Raw genomic sequence first — 26,098 nt, 5'->3', positions numbered from 1 at the left:
GAAAATGGCGCGTGTGGAAGGGTGAAGGCGGATAAAAGCAAGCCAACATTTTGGCTTGCGCCGACTGAACGCCTCTCGCTCTGCCAGAGGCTGGCAATCCGACACACTACAAACAAAAAACCCACCGTGAGGTGGGTTTAAAAATGGCGCGTGTGGAAGGGTGAAGGCGGATAAAAGCAAGCCAACATTTTGGCTTGCGCCGACTGAACGCCTCTCGCTCTGCGAGAGGCTGGCAATCCGACACATTACAAACAAAAAACCCACCGTGAGGTGGGTTTAAAAATGGCGCGTGTGGAAGGATTCGAACCTCCGACCGCCTGGTTCGTAGCCAGGTACTCTATCCAGCTGAGCTACACACGCTTAAATTATCGTTTCTTTTATTGTTCATAAAATTGAAACGTTGGCACTTTATAAGTGGCGCGTGCGGAAGGATTCGAACCTCCGACCGCCTGGTTCGTAGCCAGGTACTCTATCCAGCTGAGCTACGCACGCGCAAAACTTGTGTTGTTGCCAATCCAACCAAAACTTAAATGGCGGAGAGGGAGGGATTCGAACCCTCGATACCAGTAATAGGTATGGTTCCTTAGCAGGGAACTGGTTTCAGCCACTCACCCACCTCTCCGTAATGTGGGGCTGAAGTTTAATGATTCACTGGTGGAAGTCAAACCTTTTTTGCACTCAATTGAATAGCTTGCTGGCATTTTAATCAACCTATACAAAATTTAGTCTGCCCACTTAGTTTTCACAATATTAAATCAAAATTTATTGCCGGATCAAAAAAGGCTGGGTTGACCCAGCCTTATCTTTGTCGCGCGAGATTATTCAGAATCGGAACTTCCCGGCTGTCCACTTTTTTCGGCCTGTATGCGCATATAAATTTCTTCACGATGCACTGAGACTTCTTTGGGTGCGTTCACACCAATACGTACCTGATTTCCTTTAACGCCTAGGACAGTAACTGTTACATCATCACCGACCATCAACGTTTCCCCTACACGACGAGTTAAAATAAGCATTCGCTTGCTCCTATTCCTTAACTTTCTATTTTCCCTGATGGCTTACTATCTTCGGCACGACCCGATGATAGTATCAGTGATTCCGTGTTTTTGTGTCACTTCAAAAACTCACTGATCTTACTTAGTAAACTGGATTATAGCTTATCTGCTAACCATGAGTGAACAGAGTCTAAGGCAGATTCTAAATTTTCTGGCTTATCGCCGCCTGCTTGAGCCATATCAGGTCGGCCTCCACCCTTGCCGCCTACCTGAGCAGCAACCACATTAACTAATTCACCTGCTTTAACTTTAGCAGTTAAATTTTTAGTTACACCGGCAATTAGATTAACTTTTTCACCTGAGGTAACTCCAAGTACTACGATACCTTCTCCCATGCGGTTTTTAAGGTCGTCTACCATCGTGCGTAAAGCTTTAGCTTCAACCCCGTCAAGCGCAGTAACTAACACACTCACACCATTAATTTTTTTGACGCTATTAAGAATATCAGCGCCCTGCTGAGAAGCCAGTTTTCCTTTAGCAGCTTCAAGCGCTTTTTCTAACTCTTTATTTTGCGTCTGTAAATTCGCTAGTTTGTCACTCACGCTGCTGACATCTGTCTTTAACAGTGAGGCGATATATTGCATCTTCGATTCTAGTTGTTGCACATACTCTAGCGCGGCATGGCCGGTAATGGCTTCAATCCGCCGAACACCTGAGGCGATACCACTTTCACTAACAATTTTGAACAAGCCAATTTCACCCGTACGTGAAACGTGTGTTCCGCCACAAAGCTCAACCGAGAATGGTCCCATCTTGACTACGCGAACCTTTTCATCATACTTCTCACCGAATAATGCCATTGCACCCGAGGCCTTGGCCTCTTCCAAATCCATTAGCTCAGTGGTCAGAGAATGATTGGCACGTATCTCTTCGTTCACGCGTGCCTCAATTTTTATCAATTGGGCAGGGGTAACCGATTCAAAGTGAGAAAAGTCGAATCGGAAGCGTTCTGCTTCTACTAATGAACCTTTCTGGGTAACGTGTTCACCCAGCACTTCACGCAACGCCGCATGCAACAAGTGCGTGGCGCTGTGATTTTTTTTGATCGATTCACGCCCTTCCACATCTATTTTTGCGGAAACGGTTTCACCCTTTTTAATCTGCCCGACCGCCTTCCCGCGGTGAGCAAATGCGTTACCAAGCTTCTGGGTAGATGAAACAATGAATTCGCCATTGGCGACTTTTAATACGCCTTGATCACCAATTTGTCCACCAGCCTCTGCGTAGAATGGTGTTTGGTCGAGGACCACGACCCCTTCCTGGCCATCGCTCATTTGATCACACATTTGGTTGTTGACGATTAATTCAAGCACCGTTGCCTGCCCTTCCACTTGCTCATAGCCGGTAAAACGGGTTTCGTGCTCAACTTTGATTGTGTTGTTATAGTCAGCACCGAACTGGCTCGCCTGCTGAGCACGTTGTCGCTGTTGCTGCATGGCTTTCTTAAAGCCCTCTTCGTCAATTTCTACATCATGTTCGCGAGCGATATCATTGGTCAAATCAGTGGGGAAACCATAAGTATCATATAATTTGAAGACCACATCGCCCGGAATGGTTTTTCCATCCAGATTAGCAATCGTATCCTGCAACATAGCCATCCCCCGGGCTAACGTCTTGCTAAATTGTTCTTCTTCAACTCTCAACACTTTTTCGATAACTGGCTGCTGGTCTGCAAGCTCGGGATAAGCTTGACCCATCTCTACAACCAATGCCCCAACTAACTTGAAGAAAAAGATATCTTTCGCGCCCAACTGGTAACCGTGACGCACAGCGCGGCGAATTATTCGACGAAGAACGTATCCCCGTCCTTCATTGCCTGGCATCACCCCGTCGCATATTAAGAAACTGCAACTGCGAATATGATCAGCAATAACTCTTAACGATTTATTTGAAAGATCCTCGGCGCCAACTACTTGGGCAGCTGCTTTAATCAAATTGGCGAATAAATCAATCTCGTAATTAGAGTGAACATGCTGCAAAATCGCAGAAATACGTTCTAACCCCATTCCCGTATCAATAGACGGCTTTGGTAATGGTTCCATAGTGCCATCCGCCTGGCGATTGTACTGCATGAAAACCAGGTTCCAAATTTCGATAAAACGATCACCATCTTCCTCAGGTGTACCAGGAGGGCCTCCCCAAATATGTTCGCCGTGATCGTAAAATATTTCCGAGCAAGGACCGCATGGTCCGGTATCGCCCATTGACCAAAAGTTATCCGAGGTACTGATACGAATTATTTTGTCCTTCGGCACACCTATATGGTTTTCCCAAATATCAAAAGCTTCGTCATCTTCTGAATATACGGTGACCAGAAGCTTGTCCTTTGGCAATTTCAATTCATCCGTCAGAAAATTCCAGGCAAACTCAATGGCTTCTTTTTTGAAATAATCACCAAAGCTGAAATTACCCAACATTTCAAAAAAAGTATGGTGGCGAGCTGTATACCCTACGTTTTCAAGGTCGTTATGTTTTCCACCAGCACGAACACAGCGTTGTGAGGAAACCGCGCGGGTGTAACTGCGTTTCTCTGCACCTAAAAACACATCCTTAAACTGATTCATACCCGCATTTGTGAAGAGTAACGTTGGGTCGTCAGCAGGTACCAATGAAGAGCTGGCTACGTGTTGGTGGCCGCGTTGTGAAAAATAATCAAAGAATTTTTGACGAATATCTGCAGTTGAAAATGTCATTAACGTTTGCGATTCCTAGTTAACTTATGGATTACCTTATACCCATGCTGTTGAGCCCCAAAATACATATGTAACGCTTCGGGTGGACGCGCAAAGATACCACGGAAAGTGCGGTATTGTTAAGCATCCATACCAAATTTACGGGTTTTCCATCGCATATTGAATCTGTTCGAAGGTGAACCCGCGATATTGTAAAAACTGCCGCTGCTTTTGCTTGTCTTTGAATGTGTCTGGTTTTTGTGAAGCGTACTTTTTTGTATGTACCGCTTTCGCTAATTCAAACCAGTCAATGTCAGTTTCCGAAAATGCGACATGGATAAATTCATCATCAATCTGATGTTGTGACAGTTCTGCTCTGACTCGGTTTGGACCTATTCCCTTGTTTGCGGCATGGCGCACACGGGATTCAGCAAAACGCTTATCAGACTGAATGTCAGCTTGTTGAAATTCAATAAGTACAGGCTGCACGGATGCGGGATCAAACCCTTTCTGAATTAACTTTTGCACAAGTTCAACTTCACTATGCTCTCTGCGCGCCAGTAGCCTGGTAGTAGCATCAATTATGTTTTTTCTAATCTCGTCAGTCATGATACGGTGATAGTTTCAGAACCTGGTCTATTTAAGCAGTCACATTTTATGGCATTCGATGTAAAATTTCATAGTCAATTTTCTGCCTTTGATGCTGCCCAGTGGAATGCCCTTAGCAGCATCGACTCCCCTTTTTTACGCGCCGAGTTTTTGTCAGCCCTGGAAGAATCAGAGTGTGTAGGTAAAAAAACTGGTTGGCTACCGCATCATGTGGGTGTTTATGAAGATTCCCGGCTGATAGCCGCTATGCCGGGCTATATTAAACTGGACAGTTATGGCGAATACGTATTTGATCATGCCTGGGCTAATGCTTATTTTCAGCATGGTCTAAATTATTACCCAAAATGGATTAGTGCTATCCCATTTACCCCCGTCCCAGGTAACCGACTTTTAATACAAACCGGCGTGGATAGTGCTGAGGTGTTCGAGTCAATTAATCTTGCCTTACAATCCCTGGCAACCAAGAATATATCATCCACTCACGTTTTGTTTCCCCACTCGCCTGATTTGCTAGCAACCTGTTCAAATTTTTTGCTTCGAAAAAGTGTACAGTTTCACTGGCATAATTATCACTATCAATCATTTGCTGACTTTCTTGGCGCACTTACCTCCAGAAAGCGTAAATCCATACGCAAGACCAGGCGGCAATTACATGCTCAAGGCATATCCATTTCCCGTTATCGGGGAGAAGAAATCACCCAATCTCACATGGCGTTTTTTTACCAATGTTATCGACAGACATATCTAAAAAGAAGCGGACATGATGGCTATTTGACCCGCTCTTTTTTTAACCAGATATATCATTCGATGAGAGAACACATACTGATTGTCGAAGCGACCCTCGCCGGTAACCCCATTGCAAGCAGTCTGTTTTTTTTCGATTCATCTGGCTTATATGGTCGCTATTGGGGGTGTGTAAAGCATATCGAAGAGCTTCACTTCGAATGTTGCTATTTTCAAGGTATTGAGTTTGCGATTGAACAAAAATTAGCTACTTTCAACCCTGGCACTCAAGGTGAACATAAAATTCTCAGGGGCTTTGAACCGACGTTTTGTTACTCTCTCCATTGGCTTTTTCATCCGGAGTTTAGCCGTGCAGTGTCACAATTCTTAATTCGCGAAAAGGGCACCGTCGAAACTTACTTTGAGCAAGCAAAAATGGTCTTGCCGTATAACGAATCAATGAAAGATCATCTTATTTGTAATACAGGCAACAGTAGAAACGGACCTAAGTGATTTCAGATTACGAAAACAGTGAACTAAAACCGGCGTTCTAAACTACTACTAAATAGGCGTAGTTTTTGCTGTGCTGATGGTGAACATTGTAACTCACTGATTTGGAGCGTAATAGATGAAAAACAAAATCTTTGGTTTTTTAACCGTATTTACTTTCGTATTTGGTTTAGCTGCCTGCAACACCATGCATGGCGCTGGTGAAGATGTTGAAGAAGCCGGTGAAGCTGTACAAGATGCAGCAGATGGTGAATAAGTAGTCGTCTTACCAATGCTCATAACCATTTGAGCATTGGTAAATTCTTCCCAAGTACCTGGTAAATTTTCCCATTCACAAAATTAGATCTTAAACTGATTAACTAAATCTTTTAATTCCTCGGCTACACCGCTGAGCTGAGTGGCTTCGACAGCCAACTCTTCGGCATGCTGACTGGTTTTGTCACTTAATCGGGTGATAGCCAACAAAGAGTTATTAATGTTTTCGGCTACTCCGGTTTGCTGCTCAGTACTATTGGCGATTTGCGCGCTTTGCGATTGGACGGTACTTATTGCCTGACTTATATTGGTCAAGGCTGTCACCACGCTTTCTGTTTTCTCTACCCCTGAGTGTGATTTTTCTTTCCCTTGTTGCATTACGGTCGCGGTTTGCTCGGCCATTGTCTGAAGTTTCTCAACCATTCGGCGGATATCGTCGGTTGAATCCTGCGTGCGACTTGCCAACGAACGTACTTCATCGGCCACCACCGCAAAGCCTCGTCCCTGTTCCCCAGCTCTGGCCGCTTCAATAGCGGCATTCAATGCCAACAGATTCGTTTGTTCAGCAATACTATTGATGACATCGATAACGGCGCCAATATTTTCCGATTCTTTACTCAACGTAGTTACCACATCGACACCATTGTTGATGGAATCGGCTAATGCGTGTATTTCGTTCATTGCATCACGGGCTTGTTGGGAACCGTCGCGCACTTGACTATCTGCTTCTGTCGCAGCACGGCTGGACTCTGCTGCATTCTTTGATATTTCATCGACCGTAGCTGCCATTTGAGAAACGGCTGAAGATACATTATCTACTTGATGGCGCTCCTGCTGGATTTCGGTATTGGTATTTTGCGAAACCGAGGACAAATGGGCGGCCGCTTCGGCCACCGCCCGCGTATGTGTTGCCGTATCTTTTAGTAAGCCGCGAAGCTTATCTGTAAACCGATTAAATTCATGCGCCAATGCACCAATTTCGTCGTCTCGATGAATGTCTAACCGCTTGGTCAAATCACCATCTCCATTAGCGATTTCAGCCATTGCATCGCGCATTTTCAGAATTGGGCGGGTGACTTTCGAGCTTGCCCAATAAGTTATAAGTGCAATTAGTGCGATAATTATCACTGCGGTAACGACCGCTGAGGTGATGGCATCAGAAATAGGATCTGAAATAATACTGGCAGGCACCAACACACCTAACGTCCAATCCATTTTTGGCACGTCCAGCGAGGCATGCTTGAACACCGCCATATAGGGTTTTCCCTGCCACTGTAGCTCTACCATCCCATTCTCGGCAGAGGCCATTGCAGCTGCGAGCTGAGCAAACCCTTTTGACTCATCATACAGCTTGTCAAAGTCGGCGATAGGGCTACTTAAGGGAAGATTGGCTGGTTGCTCAGGGAAATAAACAATATTATTATCCTGGTCGACTAAAAAGGCGGTTCCCTGGTCCTTAAACCGGATATCATCAATGACCTGCCCTATAGTGCTAATCAATATATCCACTCCACCCACACCGACAAGTTTGCCGCCGACGGTAACGGGAGCCTGTACCACGGCGGAGATCGTTCCATCCTGAGAGTCGATGGCAGGAGGCGTAACATACAGCTCACCTTTTTCTACAGCAGTGTTAAACCAGGGCCGCTGAGTGGCGAAATATCCCTTGGCAGGGTCGCCTGCCGTGGGTCCTTCCTGATCGACACCTACTCGGCCGGCCTCGTAAAAATACTCGCCCGTATTGGCGGATCCAAAGAACGCTGATTTAATGTTGGCATCGTTCTTACTGATATTGCTAAATAACTGATAAATATCTTCAGACCGCGGGATCGACGATTCAGGTGCCCCTCTACGGGTATGATCAGCAAAAAAATTCTGTAAAAACGGATTAGCTAAAAAGGTTTTAGCCACCCCCCCGTAAGTAGCGAAAAATTTTTCCACCCCCCGCGCTTCAAGTTTAACGAGATCCATCACTTCCATTTCGATAGCATCTTTCGTTTTGTCCCCGATGTAACTTACCGCTACAACTGAGGTAATAAACAACATGATGGCGATACTGCCACCAACGATGAGCATAAACTTGTTTTGCAAGGAAAGTGATTTCATAGCACGACTCATTATTGTTATTAGATTGACGAGTAAAAAACCAGCGTTCAGCGTTTACTTCATATTTGCGGGCAAAATATAACCAGCTATTTCTTTTATATCAAAGTCGGGAGGAAATGAAAAAGGCTTATTTTTTCCAAACCAGCATCAGATTATTGGCCGGCATGTTGTAGATGGTCGTCAAGGTAAGCGTTTTTGCCCATTGTCTTAATTCGCTAATATCTCGATAGCCTCCGTAGCCCTCGTCTATCAACTGCGAATGAAAATTTTGATTACTCTGACTGCTAAATTCTCCGTCCCGAGTGAAGGGTCCATATTGACAAAATACTCCACCCTCAGGAAGATGAGCTGAAATTTCTTCCATCATCAGCTTTGCTTCGTGCTTCTGCATAATATGGGCGGTATTGGCGGTAAAAACGCCATCACAGGGTAAAGATGGCCACGCAGTCTCACCCACTGTCAAACTGATAGGCGGTCGCAAATTAACTGAAGGAAATTCATTGATCCATGCGTGAATCCCCTCGTGGTAGCCAGGCTGATCACTGGTTTGCCAGATGAGATGGGGAAGTTGTGAAGCAAAAAACACCGCATGTTGTCCGGTACCACTACCAATTTCCAGTACATGGGTACACTTTGCAAATGCACTTTTTAAAATCTGCAGGATAGGCGTTTTATTATTTTCACAGGCCTGACTAAAGGGTTTACTCATTGGTATTCGGTGCCAACCATTTATTTGCTACTGTTATATCCCATTGCTTTCGCTGTGCATAGTCTTCCACCTGATCCTGTTGAATCTTTGCAACCGCGAAATAGCGACTCTGAGGATGAGCAAAATACCAGCCCGACACTGACGCCCCCGGCCACATAGCGTAGTTATCGGTAAGTTTCATTCCAGTATGCGTTTCGACATCTAGTAAATCCCAGATCAATTGTTTTTCCGTATGTTCGGGACACGCTGCGTAGCCAGGCGCGGGGCGTATGCCCTGATATTTTTCTCGAATTAATGCCTCATTATCCCAATCTTCCTGCGCAGCGTAACCCCAGATTTCTTTTCTTACCCGTTCGTGTAAATACTCGGCGAATGCCTCTGCTAAACGGTCTGCTACGGCTTTTATCATAATTGCATTATAGTCATCCCCATCCTCTCGATATTGATTTGCAATTTCATCTTCGCCTATACCGGCAGTTACCGCAAAGGCCCCCATGTGATCCTCTACCCCTGAAGATTTTGGCGCAATAAAATCTGCTAAGCAGTAGTTGGGATAATCGGTTTTTAATGTCTGTTGACGCAGGTGGCGTGCTACACCTAGCACAGTGTTGCGAGCTCCATCAGCATAAATTTCAATATCATCGCCAATATTGGCTGCTGCAAATACACCACACACCCCTTTTGCCGTTAACCTGCCAGATTCCGCCAGCCTGTCGAGCATTGCATTCGCATCTTCAAATAATGAGCGCGCCTGCTCGCCAACCACCTCATCTTTTAATATTCGCGGATATTTACCCGCTAACGACCAGGTCAGAAAAAAGGGTGTCCAATCGATGTATCGTCTAAGGGTGTTAATCGTTGCCGAAACCGGCACCACTCCCAGTCGCTCCGGCGCTGACGGCAATTGAGTTAAGTCCAGCTTGCATCTGTTATCACGGGCGTGTTGCAAGGTTACAGGTTTTGAACGGGGTTGTTTACGAGCATGCTGCTGGCGTACTTTTTCATACTCGCGATCCAGCTCTACGGCAAAGTTTTCGCGGCTTTGCCTATTCAACAGTTTTTGACATACACCTACTGCCCTGCTCGCATTAGGAACGTAAACCACCGGGGCATCATAATTTTGCTCTATCTTCACCGCGGTATGGGCTTTGGAAGTAGTGGCACCGCCAATTAGCAGGGGCAAATCACACTGTTGTCGTTGCATCTCCTTTGCCACATGCACCATTTCATCAAGCGATGGCGTAATAAGGCCTGACAGCCCAATCATGTCAACGTTTTCCTCTCTGGCGGTGTGTAAAATCGTTTCACACGGTACCATTACTCCTAAATCTACTACTTCAAAGTTATTACACTGTAACACCACCCCAACAATATTTTTGCCGATATCGTGCACGTCGCCCTTAACCGTTGCCAGGAGTATTTTGCCGTTACTTCTAGCATCAGCGGATTTTTCGGCTTCGATAAATGGCTGTAAATGCGCCACCGCTTTTTTCATCACCCGGGCAGATTTCACCACCTGAGGCAAAAACATTTTACCTTCACCGAATAAATCACCCACTACATTCATACCATCCATTAGCGGACCTTCAATAACATGTAATGGTTTTTCGGCTTGTTGCCGAGCTTCTTCCGTGTCCTCAATGATGTAGTCGGTAATACCTTTGACCAGTGCATGTTCCAGTCGCTTGCTAACGGGGGCTTCGCGCCAACGTAAATCTTCCTGTGGAGCAGCTTTGCCATCCCCCTGATATTGCGGTGCTATCTCCAGTAAACGTTCCGTAGCATCTTGCCGTCGGTTTAGAATGACATCTTCCACCGCTTCCCTAAGGGCGGCGGGAATTTCATCATAAACTTCTAATTGTCCCGCATTGACAATAGCCATATCCATGCCTGCACGAATTGCATGGTATAAAAAAACAGAGTGCATGGCTTCGCGCACGGGGTTATTGCCGCGGAATGAAAAGGAAATGTTGGAGAGCCCGCCTGACACATGTACATGCGGACAGGTTTGCCGAATTTCGCGGGTTGCTTCAATAAAATCTACAGCGTAGTTGTTATGCTCCTCAATTCCTGTAGCCACCGCAAAAATATTCGGATCGAAGATAATATCTTCTGGGGGGAAGCCGGCCACTTCGGTGAGTAACTTATAACTTCGTTGACAAATTTCAACCTTTCTCCGTTGTGTATCAGCCTGACCGGTTTCATCAAACGCCATCACCACTGTTGCGGCTCCATAACGTCTTATCAAGCGCGCTTGCTTGATAAAAATATCTTCCCCTTCTTTTAAGCTAATTGAATTGACAATAGCTTTACCTTGCACACATTTCAGCCCTGCTTCAATCACTTCCCACTTGGAGGAGTCGATCATAATAGGAACACGCGAGATATCGGGTTCAGAGGCAATCAACTTGAGAAAGGTTTGCATGGCCTGAACTGAGTCCAGCATGGCTTCATCCATGTTGATGTCAATGATTTGTGCACCATTTTCGACTTGTTGGCGGGCAACCTCTAATGCCGTTTCGTAATCACCGTCCAGTATGAGGCGTTTAAATTTTGCGGAGCCCGTGACATTGGTACGTTCACCAATGTTGATAAAACTCGAAAATAGTTGTGTCACTTAACCTCCTAATGAACGAATGGCTCCAGGCCAGATAAGCGCATTTTTACCGGTAGTGCTGGCACTTTTCTCGGTGCAATGCCATCGGTTACTTTCGCCATTTCTGCGATGTGTTCCGGCGTAGTACCACAACAGCCACCCACAATATTGACCAGACCCGATTCAGCCCATTCCTTAATCTGTATTGCCATATCGCGCGGTGACAAGTCATACTCGCCAAATTCATTGGGTAACCCAGCATTGGGATGGACCGAGACCAGACTTGTTGCTATTTGTGCAATTTCATCCACATACTGGCGCAACAAGTCGGGTCCTAACGCACAGTTTAACCCCACAGAAAAAGGCTCCACGTGTCGTAGCGAGTAGTAAAACGCTTCAGCGGTTTGACCGGATAAAGTGCGGCCTGATGCATCGGTGATGGTGCCTGAAATCATTACCGGCAGACGAAGTTGTAAGCGTTCAAACACAGACTCCACTGCAAACACTGCAGCTTTAGCATTGAGGGTATCGAAAATGGTCTCGATAAGTATTAAATCAGATCCGCCCTCGATTAAACCTTCACATGACTCTTCATAGGCCGTCACTAGTTCATCAAAAGAAATATTACGTTTACCTGGGTCATTAACATCGGGAGAAATAGACGCAGTACGGTTCGTCGGACCTAACACCCCGGCCACAAATCTGGGTTTGCTTGGGTCTGTTAGGGTAAACTTTTGTGCAACTTGTTTCGCTAATCGGGCTGCTTGAAGATTGATCTTTTTAGACAGAGACTGCATGTCATAGTCTGCCATAGCAATGCTTGTGGCATTGAATGTGTTGGTTTCGATGATGTCAGCGCCGGCCTGCAAATATTGGCAGTGGATAGCATATATAACATCGGGTTGCGTCAATACCAGAAGATCATTATTCCCCTTGATATCTTTGTGCCATGCATGGAACTCGCTGCCACGATAGTCGCTTTCTGCGAATTGTTGACGTTGGATCATGGTGCCCATGGCTCCATCCAAAATGAGTATACGTTTTTCGGCGGCCGCATATATCGGGTGTTGTTTTAATCTGTTCACGACGTTTCCTGATGTACTTTTTTATTCGCAGCCAGCTGGTTTAAATCAAATGGCGTAGTTTGATAAACAAAGTAATTTAACCAATTACTAACCAATAGACTTCCATGCGCTCGCCAACGCACGATGGGTTCATTTTGGGGATCATCGTGTGGATAGTAGTTTTTAGGCACCGCAGGAAATAACCCGACATCAGTATCTCGACAATACTCTTCGTGAAGGGTTTGTCCTTCATACTCTGGATGCCCAGTGACAAAAACCATTCGTTTATCTTCCGAGGCAGCCACATATACACCTGCCTGTTCGCTTTGCGCGATAATTTCTAACCCCGGAATGTTTTGCCAGTGCTCTACATCGACGTGACCAAAACGTGAATGGGGCGCAAAAAAACAAGGATCAAACCCTCTTAGCAATTCATTGTGAGGCGCAAGAACCTTATGCTGGAATACGCCACACACTTTATTGTTGAGTAAGGTGCGGCGAATGCCGTAAAAATGATAGATTGCAGCATGGGCGGCCCAGCACAAATAAAGCGTTGACTGGACATGCCGGTTCGCCCAGTCAAGAATGGCTGTCATACGATCCCAGTACTTCACTTCTTCATATTGAAGATGCGCAAGCGGGGCCCCAGTAATGATAAGCCCATCGTATTTCTTTTTGGCGATATCGGAAAACTGGTGATAAAACGCTTCCATGTGACTTTGGGGTGTATTTTTTGGCGCAATATCATCTATGCGAATAAAGTCTACATTGATTTGCAGTGGGGTATTGGAGAGGAGGCGGAGTAGTTGAACCTCTGTTTCGATTTTATTAGGCATCAGGTTCAAAATCCCGACTTCTAATGGGCGAATGTCTTGCTGCGCCGCACGGCTGCTGGTCATAGCGAAAATATTCTCGCCTGATAGCACATCCTGGGCAGGCAGATCTTCAGGGATTCGAATGGGCATACACACGCTCTTGTAATACTCGATACGTGTCATTGTGTCGCATCACGAAAGACGCGTCAACTTCTTTACGTCTGGACGTCTAAAATTATTTTCTGTGCATGCTTATCAATAATTCAGCTTCAGCACGGGGAATATCGCAGGATTGGATAATTTCTTCCAGACTGGCGCCCTGCTTTACTAATTCAGTCGCCCGATGATACAAACGCAGCGAAGGATCCTGTTGTTTCAGCTCGCGTAATTGGTTTTCTAAGTGGGTTAGCGATACTTGTAGATCGGTTTGATGCTTGCCCAATACCACTTCTCGCTCTCTGCTTTCGTTAATCTGATGATCGAGAGATTGGATACTTGCGTGAAAATCGGCACCGCTTGATTGGTATGTATTTTCAAGTACGGAAAGTTTTTTCTTTAGTGCGGAAATTTGACGCAAGCTATATAGACCGATACTTAAAATCATGATCAATAACAACGCTATCGCTGCAGCAACTAAATACTTTTCGTCCATTATGTTTTTATAATTGTTCACCTTTTCGCTCAGTGTACGTGAAAATACCCGGTACGGGTAGTCACCATATGCGAATGACGTCAACAAGCGATCTGTCTAAGCTTCAAATTCATATAACGATATAAAGTAGACGGGAGAGCACCACATGAATGATTCGCAGAACAATCCCATTGCGAATATGGAAGGGATGCAAGCAGCTATTGCTAATGGCGAACTGAAACGACTTCGTGAGCTTTTAGGCAACCAAAAGCTGGACACGTTACAAAAAGATTATTTGATAGAATTAGCCGAGCTAAACGGGAATGAGGATGTAGTTACCCTATTAAAAGGGGTCCCAACCAAATAATCTCTATTTAATAAGAAAGGCAGGTATTAGACTTTCCCTGCCTTTTGAAAATTTTTACCTTAAGCTTAGAGTGAACTTAATTCATCCCACTCTTCATCACTTAATAACTTATTCAAATCAACAAGGATCAACAGTTCGCCATCACGATTACTGACACCTTGGATAAATTTGGCACTTTCTTCGGTACCAACGTTAGGAGCACTGTCAATCTCCGACGAACGCAGATAAACAACCTCGGCAACACTATCAACCAAGATACCCACCACCTGTTCGTCTGACTCGATAATCACGATTCGGGTGTTATCAGTTATATCGGTAGGCGGCAGGCCAAAACGTGCGCGGGTATCAATAACGGTAACGACATTGCCGCGAAGATTGATAATACCTAAGACATAATCTGGCGCGCCGGGAACAGGAGCAATTTCGGTATGACGCAGCACTTCCTGAACCTGCATTACATTGATGCCGTAAGTTTCATCACCTAATCGGTAAGTTACCCACTGCAATACTTCATCATTGCTGTCAGCTGTATTGCTGTTGCTTCTTTCGTCATTCATTTACCTGACTCCGATTGCCGGACACGTTATCATTACTGCCCAGGCCTTTGTTTAGCATTGAAATTAAATGGTGCACATCAACTAACGCGCACATCTTGTTCTTTACCATTCCCGCTAACCAAGGACGTTTTCCCGTAGATTCACGCCATTTTACCTCATTCTTACGTAAGGTAATGGTATTGACTAATTTGTCACTGGCTAAACCCCAAAGGCTGTCCCCTAGCATTATAAGATACTGATAGTTTAACGCTTCTGCCAGCTTTTGATCATATTTTTCTGGCATTACCCACATGGCGGTATCCACCACATTCAGCTTCTGCTGCCTATGCAACATGACGCCCTTAAACCACTTAGGCTTGCCTATCAATGGCCCAACCTTTTCAATTCTGTGGATCCCCCCTAACGTAATCAATGGTACCGCTAGGGTTAAACCTGCCACTTGAAAGAATAAGGCCTGAAATTGATCTTCAAGCAATTCGTGAACCGGTACAATTTTTTCAGGTGGTGGTGTCGCCACCACTTCAGTTTCAGTGAACATCTCTTCGTGAATAACGGGTTGTTCCACGACTGTCGTTGACGACAGGTCAGAAACGTCATCTTTCGCGATATCCAAACTGGCGTTTTCGAGTAACTTAGCCGTGCGCGCCGTTACTTCCGATGGATCTTCGGGTCCATGAAGCAGGCTGTCCAAGTATGCTTCCATCACATCTTCTTTGGCAAAAGGCGTGCTTTTACTCATTTCGAGTTATTGCTCCAATTCATTTAACAGTTTTTTGTAGGCATAAACGCCTCTTGCCTTGGGATAAACCACAGAAGCTGGCGACTGCGCCTGACTTGCATCCCTAAACCGTGTATCAACCGGTACCATGCCACTCCATACGCTTTCACCATAATCCTTGCGTAATCGCATATCTGCTTCGGCCGCCGCATTGATACGTCTGTCAAACATGGTAGGTACAATTATCGTATCAAACGATTTTTGTAATGACCGCCCCATGATTTTAAGCGTCTGAATCATTCGGTCTAAGCCTTTTAGCGCAAGAAATTCGGTTTGAACCGGAACGATGACTTTTTCGCAAGCAGCAAGCGCATTAACCATTAACACCCCCAATACAGGCGGACAATCTAATAGTACGTAATCAAAATCCTGTTCAACTTTAGCCAACGCTTTCTTTAAAATAAGCCCCATGCCGTGTTGGTTACCTAATTGCCGATCTAGCGTTGCCAGCGCCATTGTGGCTGGCAGAATGAATAAACTATCCAGCTTCGTCGGACAAAGACAATCAAGTACTGTATCGGCAGTTAATGGTTTTTTATTAACAAAGATATCGTAAACCGAAGAAGAAAGTTCTTCAGAGTCAATTCCAAAATAGTAGCTGAGTGAAGCGTGGGGATCGGTGTCAATTAAAAGGACACGTTCACCGCGCTGCGCAAGAATTCCACCGAGCGTTACTGTGGTGGTCGTTTTACCTACACCACCTTTTTGATTAGCAATCGTCCAGATCTTCAAGTTTACGTCCCCAAGGTAACGTTCGGGTAACTAAATCAATTAAGAATGTTAGCGTGATACCATCTCGGTCAAAATGCAGTCAGCAATATCCTCTAGAGGGATATTTTTTTCGGCAATATTGGCCGATGCTACGGCATGCGGCATGCCGTATACTACACAGCTCGCTTTATCCTGCGCCCAAATGGTTGCACCTTCAGCTTTTAACTTCCTACAGCCTTCTTTACCGTCCGCGCCCATTCCAGTGAGAATGACACTTAACACCGCTCCACCATACACTGGCAACAGGCTTTCGAATGTCAAATCTACACTGGGTTTGTAATTAATTTTTTCAGCCGGATCAGCATCTTTTATAGCAATTCTATGCTGATTACCTATCACTTCAATCAGCATCTGTTTTCCACCAGGTGCGAGATAGGCATGACCGGGTTTTACAATGTCACCATTCTCGGCCTCTTTCACTGGAAATTTGCAGTGACTATTTAGACGTTGAGCAAAAGCTTGGGTAAAGGTACCGGGCATATGCTGAACTAAAAAGATTGGGACAGGAAAATTCTCCGGCAATTTGGTGAGCACCTGCTGTAATGCTACTGGGCCGCCGGTTGACGCACCAATAGCCAGGCATCGATATTTTTTTCCCGATGCCACAACTTTTGAAACCGTGGGTTGTGCTGTAGCCTCTGCACGCCCTGCCAGTAACGATGATGAGCGAAAAAACTTAGATTTTGGTGCTCCAGCGGGAAGGGAGGGCTTGGCGCGTAATGAAGCTAACGAAGGGCGTTGGATACCTGTTCCTCGTCTAGCGATCAATCGCACTTTCGTGCGTAACTGCATAGCCGCTTCACGTCTGTCGTCAGCGATATCTTCAAATTTTTTAGGTAAAAAGTCTATTGCACCTGCTTCCAGTGCATCGAGTGTGGCTTGCGCACCATGATGGGTCAATGAAGAAAACATCAGAATTGGAAGCGGTTTTTTATCCATGATGGCTTTAACAGCTGAGATACCATCAAGAACCGGCATCTCTACATCCATCGTGACCACATCAGGGGACAATTCCAAGATTTTATCTATTGCTTCCTGGCCATTTCTGGCCTCTCCCACTACTTCTAGTTCTCTATCTTCGTTAAGGATCTCACGGACACGTCGCCGGTAAAACGTCGAATCATCCACTACCAGGACTTTAAACACCATTGATGCGGGCTTTCCTATTTATGAATACTTTTTACTTCAAACTTTTTCTGGCATACCGCTTGAGTAAGCTTGGAACATCCAGAATTAATGCAATACCGCCATCGGAAGTGATTGTCGCTCCAGCCATTCCCGGCGTACCTTGCAACAAAGCGTCAAGGGGTTTTATCACCACTTCCTCTTGCCCGATCAGCGCGTCAACCACAAACCCCACTTGCTGGGTGCCGATTTGTGCAACCACAACGTGACCTTTTGTCTTTTCCACATTTTTCGGTCCACGAATGAGCCATTCGCCCAAGAAAAATAATGGAATCGCCTTTGATCTGACAATCATGGTCAGCTGACCATCTACCGTATTGGTTTTCTTAATATCCATATTAATGATTTCATTTACCGCACCTAACGGCAGGGCAAACGTTTGTTTACCTACCACGATCATCAGGGTGGGTAAGATAGCAAGGGTTAGGGGCACCTTAATTTCTAATCGGGTACCTTTGCCAAGCTGTGAATCGATATTAACTGTACCATTGAGCTGGTTAATTTTTGTTTTAACCACGTCCATACCGACACCGCGGCCGGAAATGTCGCTGATTTCAGTCTTTGTTGAAAATCCAGGTGCGAAAATCAGATTGAAGGCTTCTACATCAGACATCCTCGCAGCAGCATCTGCATCAAGAACCCCACGGTTAATCGCAATCTCTTTTAGCTTTTCAGGATCCATCCCCTTACCGTCGTCTTCAATGGTAAGCAAGATATGGTCACCTTCCTGGGAGGCAGATAGTTTCACCGTTCCCATTCTGGCTTTACCCGCTGCCTGGCGCTCATCAGGCATTTCAACACCATGGTCAACAGAGTTTCTGACCAAGTGAACCAATGGGTCAGCCAACGCTTCCACCAGGTTTTTGTCCAGATCTGTGTCTTCCCCTTCGAGCTCCAGGGTAATTTCTTTTTTCAGGCTTCTCGCAAGGTCTCTTACAACACGGGGAAAACGTCCAAACACCTTCTTGATCGGTTGCATGCGCGTTTTCATTACCGCGCCCTGTAAATCACCCGTCACCACGTCCAGATTAGCGATCGCTTTGGACATGGATTCATCATTTACATTAATACCTAAGCTCAGTAAGCGGTTGCGTACCAGTACCAACTCCCCAACCATATTCATAATCTGGTCAAGTCGTTTAGTGTCAACTCGTACTGTCGTTTCGGCTTGTGGCGGGGCACCTGCGGCTTTTTTATCGTCTTTCTTCGCTGCCGGTGTGGGAGCTTTTGCCTCCGGTTTCGCCGCAGGTTGCTTCGCAGCTTGTTCAGTTTTGGCTTTGTTGATAGCCGCTGTAGCGGTTTTATCTACTTGTGCCGCTGGCTTCTCCACCTTAACTTCTGGCTTGGTTACCGGTGCGGAAGCTTCAGACTTGCTTGCTGAGGGGCTTTGACCGGAACCATGTAACTGATCGAGTAGTTTTTCAAACTCGTCATCGGTAATCTCATCATCACCACTGTCACTTGAAGCCACGGTAGTTTGCTGCGCAGGGGCTGCTGCTTCTTCAGTACTTTTAAACTGACCTTTGCCATGCAGCTCATCTAGTAATGCTTCAAATTCATCATCGGTAATATCTTCACTATCGCCAGAAGCTGCTTCCTCTGGTTTGATATTTTTTGATTCTGCTTTTGCTGCGGCGACTTCAGGTTGCGCTGATCGTCCAGGCGCTCCACCGCCATGTAATTCATCCAGCAATGCTTCGAATTCATCTTCGGTGATATCTTCAATACCGCCACTTTCATCACCTGACGTTCGTGTATGTATGGCAGCTACTTCTGGCGACTGCGGAACCTCCTCCACAATCAGCTCTTCTTCATCAGCAGGTGCTGTCTGCTGCTTACCTACAGTGGTTTCCTGACCGAAAATATTTTCATCCGGGGTTTCCGGTTTGCTCAACTTATGAAGAATTTCTACCAGCGCTGCATCGGCAGGCTCAAGAGGCTCGCGTGTTTTTACCTTTTCGAACATTTCTACCACCACATCCGTGGCTTGTAGAATGACATCCATTAATTCAGGAGTCAGGGTACGCTGTCCATTCCGCATGACGTCAAAAACGTTTTCGGCACCATGACAAATTTCCACGAGTTCAGTCAGCGAGAGAAATCCCGCTCCACCTTTTACAGTATGATAACCTCTGAAAATCGCATTCAATAAATCGCCATCGTCTGGATTGTTTTCCAGATCAACGAGTTGTTCTTGTAATTGTTCCAGTATCTCGCCGGCTTCAACCAGAAAGTCCTGTAATATATCCTCGTCAACGTCAAACGACATGCGCCTGCTCCCCTAAAAACCTAAGCTCGACAAAAGGTCGTCCACATCATCCTGCCCCTGTACAACATCATCTCGTTGCTCAGCGTCGATAATTGGCCCCTCTGCTTCTATTTTATCGGTTTGATCTTTCGAAGGTTTAGTAGTCTTTTCAGTTTTTTCTACATCGCCGAACATGGTCAACATATTAACCAGGCTGTCTTCCACTTCTTTAACCAGGTCGATAACACGACGAATCACCTGGCCGGTTAGATCCTGATACCCCTGGGCCATCAACACTTCGGTTAATAAACTGGTTAATTTTGCTGACTCTGCAGAAGCATCGACAAGTAATTTATCCAAATCAGTACATAATGTTTTGAACTCGCCAACTTCGATTTGGCGGTTCATGAGCTTTTTCCACTCTGGCATTATTGTGTCAATGCGCGCAGAAAGTGTTTCTGCGATGGGCATGCTTGCCTCGACAGCGTCCATGGTGGTGTTGGCGGCTTTTTCTGTTTCTTCGATTACATAAGTGAGTCGCGTTTGGGCATCGGGGATTTCATCAGTGGCAAGCCCCGCAATACGGTCGTCCAACTGGAAACTGTTTAATGCATCATGAAGCTGGCGTGTTAACTTGCCCACTTCTGCGAAGAGTTCAATCGACTCTTTCATCGAAGCAGCTTCAAGTAATGCCCTGGCAGACTCTTGGTCATCTTGTTCTAGAAAGATGACCAACTGTTTAGCTTCTTCTAGTGTAATAGGGACGTTCTGTATCGACATCCAGTTTTCCTCTACCGTTGGAGCGTCTGGATTAACCTAAACGTTCGAAGATTTTGTCGAGTTTTTCCTTCAAAGTTGCCGCGGTAAAGGGTTTAACCACGTAACCATTTACCCCAGCCTGAGCAGCAGCAACAATTTGCTCCTTTTTCGCTTCGGCAGTAACCATTAGGACAGGTAAATGTTTAAGTTTGTCATCGGCTCTAATTGCGCGTAACAAATCAATACCTTGCATTCCAGGCATATTCCAGTCGGTGACAACAAAATCGAAGTCACCCTGTTGTAACATTGGCAACGCAGTACTTCCATCGTCCGCTTCCTGGATATTGGAAAACCCCAAGTCTTTAAGCAGGTTTTTTATGATTCGTCTCATAGTTGAAAAATCGTCAACCACGAGAATTTTCATACTCTTGTCCAAAATGGCCTCCAGTGAGGGTTATAAGTTATTAATATTCAGTATGTTTTTTATTCACCCACCCGCCATGACTTCATTCGCGATTTGAGTTTTAGCATGGCTTGGCTGTGAATCTGGCTCACTCTGGATTCGCTTACATCCAGAACTTCACCGATTTCCCGAAGGTTAAGTTCCTCATCATAGTATAAAGACAAAACGATTGCTTCTCTTTCGGGTAATGTAGTAATAGCATGAGCAAGTGCTTTTTGGAAAGCACCTTGCATTAAATCATCCAGAGGCGTATCGCTTCCTGAGTTTTCTTCAGTGGTAATAACGTCTTCTGACACCCCTAAATCTTCGATGCCTACGAGTTTTCCGGCACTCACTTCATTTAGCATCTGATGGTAATCATTTAGGCTGACATTTAATACCGCGGCAATCTCCGCATCCTTGGCATCACGCCCCGTATCCTTTTCAACTTGAGAAATAGCGTCAGAAATAGCCCGACTATTTTTATGAACTGAGCGTGGGGTCCAATCGCCTTTACGTATTTCATCTAACATCGCGCCGCGAATACGTATGCCTGCAAAGGTTTCAAAGCTGGCCCCTTTTGAGCCATCGAAATTTTTAGCGGCTTCCAACAAACCGATCATACCCGCCTGGATGAGGTCATCTACCAACACACTGGGTGGTAAACGCGCCATCAAATGATGAGCAATACGCTTTACCAACGTCGCATGCTGTTCTACCAGCTGTGCTTTGTCATTTTGCTGTCGGTAAGCTGCGGCTTTACTGTTCAACGTTGACTACCCGCTAGTTTATTTGAAATTAATTGTTCAATGAAAAATTCAAGATGTCCACCAGGTTGCTCAGGGACGGGCCATTTTGCTGCTTTTGTCGCCAGCTGTGAAATAGCAATAGCTGCTGGTGAGCTGGGAAAGGCATCCACGATGGCGGTTTGTTTGCGCACGGCGCGGCGAATATTTTCATCGAACGGGACGGTGGCCACCAGCTCCAATGCGACGTCTAAAAATCGGCCGGTCACCTTGGAGAGTTTACTGAACAACTCTTGCCCTTCACGAATGTCCCTAACCATATTCGCAACGATTTTAAATTTGAATACGCCATGCTCACGATTCAGGATCTTGATCAGCGCATAGGCATCAGTAAGGGATGTAGGTTCATCACATACCACCACCATAATATCTTGCGAAGCCCGGGAAAAACTCAGCACCATATCGGAAATGCCGGCAGCGGTATCAACAATAAGCACATCAATGGGGGTACGTAATTCACTGAACGCGCGAATAAGCCCAGCATGCTCGGTGGGCGATAACTCGGTCATGGACTGGGTCCCGGATGTGGCGGGCGCGATCTTTATGCCATACGGACCTGTCACCAACACCTCGTCCAGGGTACATTCCCCCGACAACACATGGGACAGATTTTTTTCTACGCGTAAACCTAGCATCACATCCACATTGGCCAACCCCAGGTCAGCATCAAGAACCATGACGCGTTTACCCTGTTTGGCCATCGAAATGGCTGTGTTCAGGGTAATGTTAGTTTTACCTACCCCACCCTTGCCGCCGGTTACGGCGATAACTTTAATAAGTCGAGATTGATTCATCTTTCGTAAGCTACTCGCTTGATCGTCGATCATACTGCTCGTGCTGCGTTAACCACTTGATTGCTTGTAGTATGATTCAAACCGTACTTTTTATAAAGCTTTGCGGCAGCAGATACGAGAGATTTTGCATCGGCAATTTTAATATCTTCAGGAACTTGTTGTCCATCAGTAACATAGCTCACGCTCAATTGATTTTCCACAGCAATACTTAATATTTCTCCTAAACTGTAGCATTCATCTAACTTAGTAAAAATGCAACCATCCAGCTTAATCCTACTATAGGCGTCAACTATGCGTTGCATTGCCGCATATTGTGTATTGGCTTGAGCGACCAGATATTTCCTCACCGGTTGCATCTGACCGTTATCAAATTGAGCGAGTTGTTTAATTAATCGACTATCACGCTGACTAAAGCCCGCCGTATCGATTAAAATCAGTTTTTTATGTCGCAGTTGGAACAACTGCTCCGCCAGTTCTTCACTCGATTGAGCTTTACGTACCGTGCAACCAATAATTTTGCCATACGTGGCTAACTGTTCGTACGCGGCAATTCGGTAGGTGTCTACCGTAATCATTGCAACCTGCTCAGCACCGTGTCGCTGCGCATAACGAGCTGCCAGTTTTGCCACCGTGGTAGTTTTACCCGTTCCAGTAGGCCCAACCAAGGCCACCACACCGGTTTGACGTAAAATATCATTCCCAGCTATTTGCAAGCGATTGGAAAGTAAATTGAGTAAGTACACCCAAGCTTCACGCTCACCATATTCTTTAGGGGTGTAGTTAATCAATTGCTCCGCCAACGATTCACTTAGCCCCATTTGCATCAGGCTGTGTGCCAGATATTGATGACTTGGCAAGTGACGACTTTTCTTTTCCTGTTGTAACTCAGCTAACTGAAACTGTAAAACGTTCCGCAACGATTCAATTTCTTCTCTGATACTTGCCAAATCTGTACTATCTGGCCGTGAACTATTAGTCGTTTCACGCACGGGTATCGTCTCTGCCACATCGTTATCAAAGTTAAGATAATTTTCTTTCACCGCGGCGGGTCGCTGCGCCGATACAGAATGCGTTGGCGCCGATGCTGCTGGCGGTTGTTCGGCGCGAATAGGCGCAGACACACTGGCATGCTGCTTTTCAAGCAGAGCACGTAAACTGTCTGGACCATCATCGCCTATGATCTCGCTCAGGGAAGGGGTTGGCTTGCCGTTTTTCGTTGAGGCTTCTGCCTGTCGACGTTTGACATTTCCAAGCTTCACCTCTGGTTCTTTGTCATATGCCGCCACCAATTCGATGCCATCGGCAACTTTGCGATTGGACATGATAACTGCATCACTGCCAAGTTCATCTTTAACTTTATTTAGCGCTTCGCGCATATCTTTGCCAAAAAACCGTCTAATTTTCATTGCAACCTCGTCTCTTTAATGGCGTCATTTTATTGACCCACAGAGCTAACAATTTTAATTTGTTTGTCATCCGGAACTTCCTGATAAGACAGTACATGCAATCCCTCTACTGAATACTTCAGGAAGCGTGATAAGACTGGACGTAACATGCCTGACGTTAACAATACTGCAGGCTCTCCTGCCAATTCTTGTTGCTGACTGGCTTGTTGCAACGACTGCTGGATTCTATCAGCGAGTCCAGGCTCAATGCCTGCACCGTCTTCTCCACCGGCTTGTAAGGACTGGTGCAACATCTGTTCCAGTTCTGGCGCCAGGGTTATGACGGGGATTTCTTTATTGCCATCACAAATTTCCTGCACAATTAATCGTTTGAGAGCAATACGTACGGCCGAAACCAATACATCCGGGTCTTGACTCTTAGGAGCATATTCACTCAATGTTTGCACAATCGTACGCATATCTCTAATAGGCACCCCCTCAAACAGCAACGTTTGCAGTACCTTAACCACGGTACTTAATGGCAGCAGGTCGGGGACTAGGCCCTCAACCAGCTTGGGATTATTTTTGCCCAGCATATCTAATAATTGCTGCACTTCTTCGTGGCCAAGTAACTGATAGGCATTGTTGGTTAGAAGCTGGCTTAAGTGAGTTGCTACGACTGTGGCTGCATCGACTACGGTGTAGCCCAGGGTTTGTGCATGTTCGCGTTGACTGGGTTTGATCCAGACGGCATCCAGACCAAAGGCAGGATCCTGAGTTGCGCGGCCTTCGAGTTTGCCAAAGACCTGACCCGGATTAATCGCCATTTCTTCGTCATGACTGATCTGAGCTTCACCAATGGTGACCCCCAGCATGGCAATATTATAAGCATTAGGATCTAAATCTAAATTATCTCGGATATGTACCGGCGGTATTAAAAAGCCCAGCTCCTGCGAGAGCTTTTTCCTGACACCTTTAATACGTGTCAGTAATTCGCCGCCCTGTGATTTGTCTACTAAAGGAATAAGGCGATACCCCACTTCCAGACCGATGGTGTCAACTTGCTGAACATCATGCCAGCCTAGCTCTTTTACCTCAGGGGCTACATAATCATCGGTATTTATCTTACCCGCTTTCGCTGCGGATGTGCCGGTTTTTTCTGCCTCTTCTGCGTTAAGCCGTTTGGCCTGCCAGTAGGCGTAACCGCCGGCAATAGCCGCAAAACTTAGAAAAGCGAAATGCGGCATGCCTGGCACGATACCCATAACAAATAAAATCACGGCGGCAATGGTCAGGGCTTGCGGGTTACCCAACTGACCTCTAATTTCATCGCCCATTTGCTGGTCTTCATTTTCCCTCGTCACGATAATGGCGGTGGCCACTGACAGTAACAACGAAGGAATTTGTGCAACCAGTCCATCACCTATCGTCAAAATGGTGTACACCTCCAGGGCGTTACCAAAATCCAAATCATGTTGGATCATGCCAATAAATAATCCACCTACGATATTGATTAACATGATGAATAAACCCGCGATGGCATCCCCTTTTACAAATTTTGACGCTCCATCCATTGAACCGTAAAAATCTGCTTCTGCGGTAATTTCTTCGCGGCGCTGACGCGCCTGGTCCTGATCGATGTACCCCGCATTCAAATCGGCATCAATCGCCATTTGCTTACCAGGCATAGCGTCAAGGGTAAAGCGTGCGCTTACTTCTGAGATGCGGCCAGCACCAGCGGTAACCACTTTGAAGTTGATAATAAGCAAGATAGCAAACACTACGATACCCACCGCGAAGTTGCCACCAATCACCACTTCTCCAAAGGCTTCAATTACCTTCCCCGCAGCATCTCCACCTTCGTGCCCGTATAAAAGAACCACCCGTGTGGAGGCCACGTTGAGGGCAAGTCGTAATACCGTCGCGATTAACAATACCAGAGGAAAGATCCCGAACTCTACGGGACGCTTAGTGAGAACAGCAACGAGAATAATGACCAGGGAAAGCGCAATATTGAAACTAAATAACACATCTAAAAGAAACGGTGGCATGGGTAAAATGACCATGCCCATAATAGCCAGAAGAACGATCGGGGCCCCTAAACCGCTGGCGAAATGCTGCATGCGATTTTTATCAAATCGTTGCAGATAACCGGATAACTCCATCGTACTTAAGTCTCACTTTAAACTATCAGAATTTTGACACTTACTGCCTGTGAATCAGGTATTCTTCAACTACTGTGCCATGTTAGGCATTTAGGA

23 protein-coding genes and 3 tRNA genes are annotated in these 26,098 nt (G+C 45.8%); 3 read left to right on the top strand and 23 right to left on the bottom strand.

Annotated features, from left to right (window positions below; translation table 11 throughout):
* Positions 1 to 283 precede the first annotated feature (283 nt).
* From OPS25_RS03960 to OPS25_RS03935, 6 genes are all read right to left on the bottom strand, one after another.
* A tRNA-Arg gene (locus OPS25_RS03960) sits at positions 284 to 360 on the bottom strand.
* Between the two features lie 55 nt (positions 361 to 415).
* Positions 416 to 492: transfer RNA gene (locus OPS25_RS03955), tRNA-Arg, on the bottom strand.
* Positions 493 to 531: 39 nt separating this feature from the next.
* Positions 532 to 622: transfer RNA gene (locus OPS25_RS03950), tRNA-Ser, on the bottom strand.
* 196 nt (positions 623 to 818) lie between these two features.
* Positions 819 to 1,016: a carbon storage regulator CsrA gene (csrA, locus tag OPS25_RS03945; RefSeq protein ID WP_265616360.1), complete on the bottom strand. Its 198-nt coding sequence runs from the start codon at positions 1,014 to 1,016 to the stop codon at positions 819 to 821.
* Positions 1,017 to 1,150: 134 nt separating this feature from the next.
* The gene (gene alaS, locus OPS25_RS03940; RefSeq protein ID WP_265616359.1) at positions 1,151 to 3,748 is read right to left on the bottom strand and encodes an alanine--tRNA ligase; all 2,598 of its coding nucleotides are present in this window, start codon (positions 3,746 to 3,748) and stop codon (positions 1,151 to 1,153) included.
* Between the two features lie 138 nt (positions 3,749 to 3,886).
* Complete coding sequence (locus tag OPS25_RS03935; RefSeq protein ID WP_265616358.1) at positions 3,887 to 4,336, bottom strand: regulatory protein RecX; 450 nt, start codon at positions 4,334 to 4,336, stop codon at positions 3,887 to 3,889.
* Between the two features lie 48 nt (positions 4,337 to 4,384).
* On the opposite strand from OPS25_RS03935, the gene OPS25_RS03930 reads away from it, so the two are divergent.
* Positions 4,385 to 5,572, top strand: a complete 1,188-nt coding sequence (locus OPS25_RS03930; RefSeq protein ID WP_265616357.1) for a GNAT family N-acetyltransferase — start codon at positions 4,385 to 4,387, stop codon at positions 5,570 to 5,572.
* A gap of 115 nt (positions 5,573 to 5,687) precedes the next feature.
* Positions 5,688 to 5,825: an entericidin A/B family lipoprotein gene (locus OPS25_RS03925; RefSeq protein WP_265616356.1), complete on the top strand. Its 138-nt coding sequence runs from the start codon at positions 5,688 to 5,690 to the stop codon at positions 5,823 to 5,825.
* A gap of 83 nt (positions 5,826 to 5,908) precedes the next feature.
* Here the strand turns inward: OPS25_RS03925 and OPS25_RS03920 are convergent, their stop codons facing one another.
* The 6 genes from OPS25_RS03920 to OPS25_RS03895 form a co-directional block, all read right to left on the bottom strand.
* Positions 5,909 to 7,930 (bottom strand): methyl-accepting chemotaxis protein, encoded by a 2,022-nt coding sequence (locus OPS25_RS03920; RefSeq protein WP_265616355.1) that lies wholly within the window; start codon positions 7,928 to 7,930, stop codon positions 5,909 to 5,911.
* A 127-nt stretch (positions 7,931 to 8,057) separates the two neighbouring features.
* Positions 8,058 to 8,645, bottom strand: a complete 588-nt coding sequence (locus tag OPS25_RS03915) for a DUF938 domain-containing protein (protein WP_265616659.1) — start codon at positions 8,643 to 8,645, stop codon at positions 8,058 to 8,060.
* Positions 8,632 to 11,256: a methionine synthase gene (gene metH / locus OPS25_RS03910; protein ID WP_265616354.1), complete on the bottom strand. Its 2,625-nt coding sequence runs from the start codon at positions 11,254 to 11,256 to the stop codon at positions 8,632 to 8,634. Before metH ends, OPS25_RS03915 begins: the two co-directional genes overlap by 14 nt.
* 8 nt (positions 11,257 to 11,264) lie before the next feature.
* Entirely contained in the window at positions 11,265 to 12,320 is a 1,056-nt protein-coding gene (locus OPS25_RS03905) for a homocysteine S-methyltransferase family protein (RefSeq protein WP_265616353.1), read from the bottom strand.
* Positions 12,317 to 13,264: a homoserine O-acetyltransferase MetA gene (metA, locus tag OPS25_RS03900; RefSeq protein ID WP_265616352.1), complete on the bottom strand. Its 948-nt coding sequence runs from the start codon at positions 13,262 to 13,264 to the stop codon at positions 12,317 to 12,319. The genes OPS25_RS03905 and metA overlap by 4 nt, the downstream gene beginning before the upstream one ends.
* Before the next feature lie 85 nt (positions 13,265 to 13,349).
* The gene (locus tag OPS25_RS03895) at positions 13,350 to 13,787 is read right to left on the bottom strand and encodes a DUF2802 domain-containing protein (protein ID WP_265616351.1); all 438 of its coding nucleotides are present in this window, start codon (positions 13,785 to 13,787) and stop codon (positions 13,350 to 13,352) included.
* Positions 13,788 to 13,911: 124 nt separating this feature from the next.
* On the opposite strand from OPS25_RS03895, the gene OPS25_RS03890 reads away from it, so the two are divergent.
* The gene (locus OPS25_RS03890; RefSeq protein WP_265616350.1) at positions 13,912 to 14,112 is read left to right on the top strand and encodes a hypothetical protein; all 201 of its coding nucleotides are present in this window, start codon (positions 13,912 to 13,914) and stop codon (positions 14,110 to 14,112) included.
* A gap of 65 nt (positions 14,113 to 14,177) precedes the next feature.
* Here the strand turns inward: OPS25_RS03890 and OPS25_RS03885 are convergent, their stop codons facing one another.
* Genes OPS25_RS03885 through flhA form a run of 11 tightly spaced genes read right to left on the bottom strand, consistent with a single transcriptional unit; the run spans position 14,178 to position 26,002 of the window.
* Complete coding sequence (locus OPS25_RS03885) at positions 14,178 to 14,669, bottom strand: chemotaxis protein CheW (RefSeq protein WP_265616349.1); 492 nt, start codon at positions 14,667 to 14,669, stop codon at positions 14,178 to 14,180.
* Positions 14,662 to 15,408, bottom strand: a complete 747-nt coding sequence (locus tag OPS25_RS03880; protein ID WP_265616348.1) for a chemotaxis protein CheW — start codon at positions 15,406 to 15,408, stop codon at positions 14,662 to 14,664. Before OPS25_RS03880 ends, OPS25_RS03885 begins: the two co-directional genes overlap by 8 nt.
* 6 nt (positions 15,409 to 15,414) lie before the next feature.
* Positions 15,415 to 16,179 (bottom strand): ParA family protein, encoded by a 765-nt coding sequence (locus OPS25_RS03875; protein WP_265616347.1) that lies wholly within the window; start codon positions 16,177 to 16,179, stop codon positions 15,415 to 15,417.
* 48 nt (positions 16,180 to 16,227) lie between these two features.
* Positions 16,228 to 17,367: a protein-glutamate methylesterase/protein-glutamine glutaminase gene (locus tag OPS25_RS03870; protein ID WP_265616346.1), complete on the bottom strand. Its 1,140-nt coding sequence runs from the start codon at positions 17,365 to 17,367 to the stop codon at positions 16,228 to 16,230.
* A gap of 31 nt (positions 17,368 to 17,398) precedes the next feature.
* Entirely contained in the window at positions 17,399 to 19,672 is a 2,274-nt protein-coding gene (locus tag OPS25_RS03865; protein WP_265616345.1) for a chemotaxis protein CheA, read from the bottom strand.
* Between the two features lie 12 nt (positions 19,673 to 19,684).
* Positions 19,685 to 20,431, bottom strand: a complete 747-nt coding sequence (locus OPS25_RS03860; RefSeq protein ID WP_265616344.1) for a protein phosphatase CheZ — start codon at positions 20,429 to 20,431, stop codon at positions 19,685 to 19,687.
* 31 nt (positions 20,432 to 20,462) lie between these two features.
* Positions 20,463 to 20,846: a chemotaxis response regulator CheY gene (cheY, locus tag OPS25_RS03855; protein ID WP_012517682.1), complete on the bottom strand. Its 384-nt coding sequence runs from the start codon at positions 20,844 to 20,846 to the stop codon at positions 20,463 to 20,465.
* A 47-nt stretch (positions 20,847 to 20,893) separates the two neighbouring features.
* Positions 20,894 to 21,622, bottom strand: coding sequence for an RNA polymerase sigma factor FliA (locus tag OPS25_RS03850; RefSeq protein ID WP_265616343.1), 729 nt, complete (start codon positions 21,620 to 21,622; stop codon positions 20,894 to 20,896).
* On the bottom strand, positions 21,619 to 22,485 hold the full coding sequence (locus OPS25_RS03845; RefSeq protein WP_265616342.1) for a MinD/ParA family ATP-binding protein: 867 nt from the start codon (positions 22,483 to 22,485) through the stop codon (positions 21,619 to 21,621). Before OPS25_RS03845 ends, OPS25_RS03850 begins: the two co-directional genes overlap by 4 nt.
* Positions 22,482 to 23,858 carry a flagellar biosynthesis protein FlhF gene (gene flhF / locus OPS25_RS03840; protein WP_265616341.1) on the bottom strand — a complete coding sequence of 459 codons (1,377 nt, stop codon included), beginning with the start codon at positions 23,856 to 23,858 and terminating at the stop codon, positions 22,482 to 22,484. Before flhF ends, OPS25_RS03845 begins: the two co-directional genes overlap by 4 nt.
* Positions 23,859 to 23,887: 29 nt before the next feature.
* A complete protein-coding gene (gene flhA, locus OPS25_RS03835) occupies positions 23,888 to 26,002 on the bottom strand; it encodes a flagellar biosynthesis protein FlhA (protein WP_265616340.1) in 2,115 nt (704 codons plus the stop codon).
* Between the last annotated feature and the right edge of the window lie 96 nt (positions 26,003 to 26,098).

The sequence above is a fragment of the Alteromonas aquimaris genome, assembly GCF_026183695.1.
Taxonomy (GTDB): domain Bacteria; phylum Pseudomonadota; class Gammaproteobacteria; order Enterobacterales; family Alteromonadaceae; genus Alteromonas; species Alteromonas aquimaris.
This window is presented reverse-complemented; position numbering and strand designations above follow the sequence as displayed.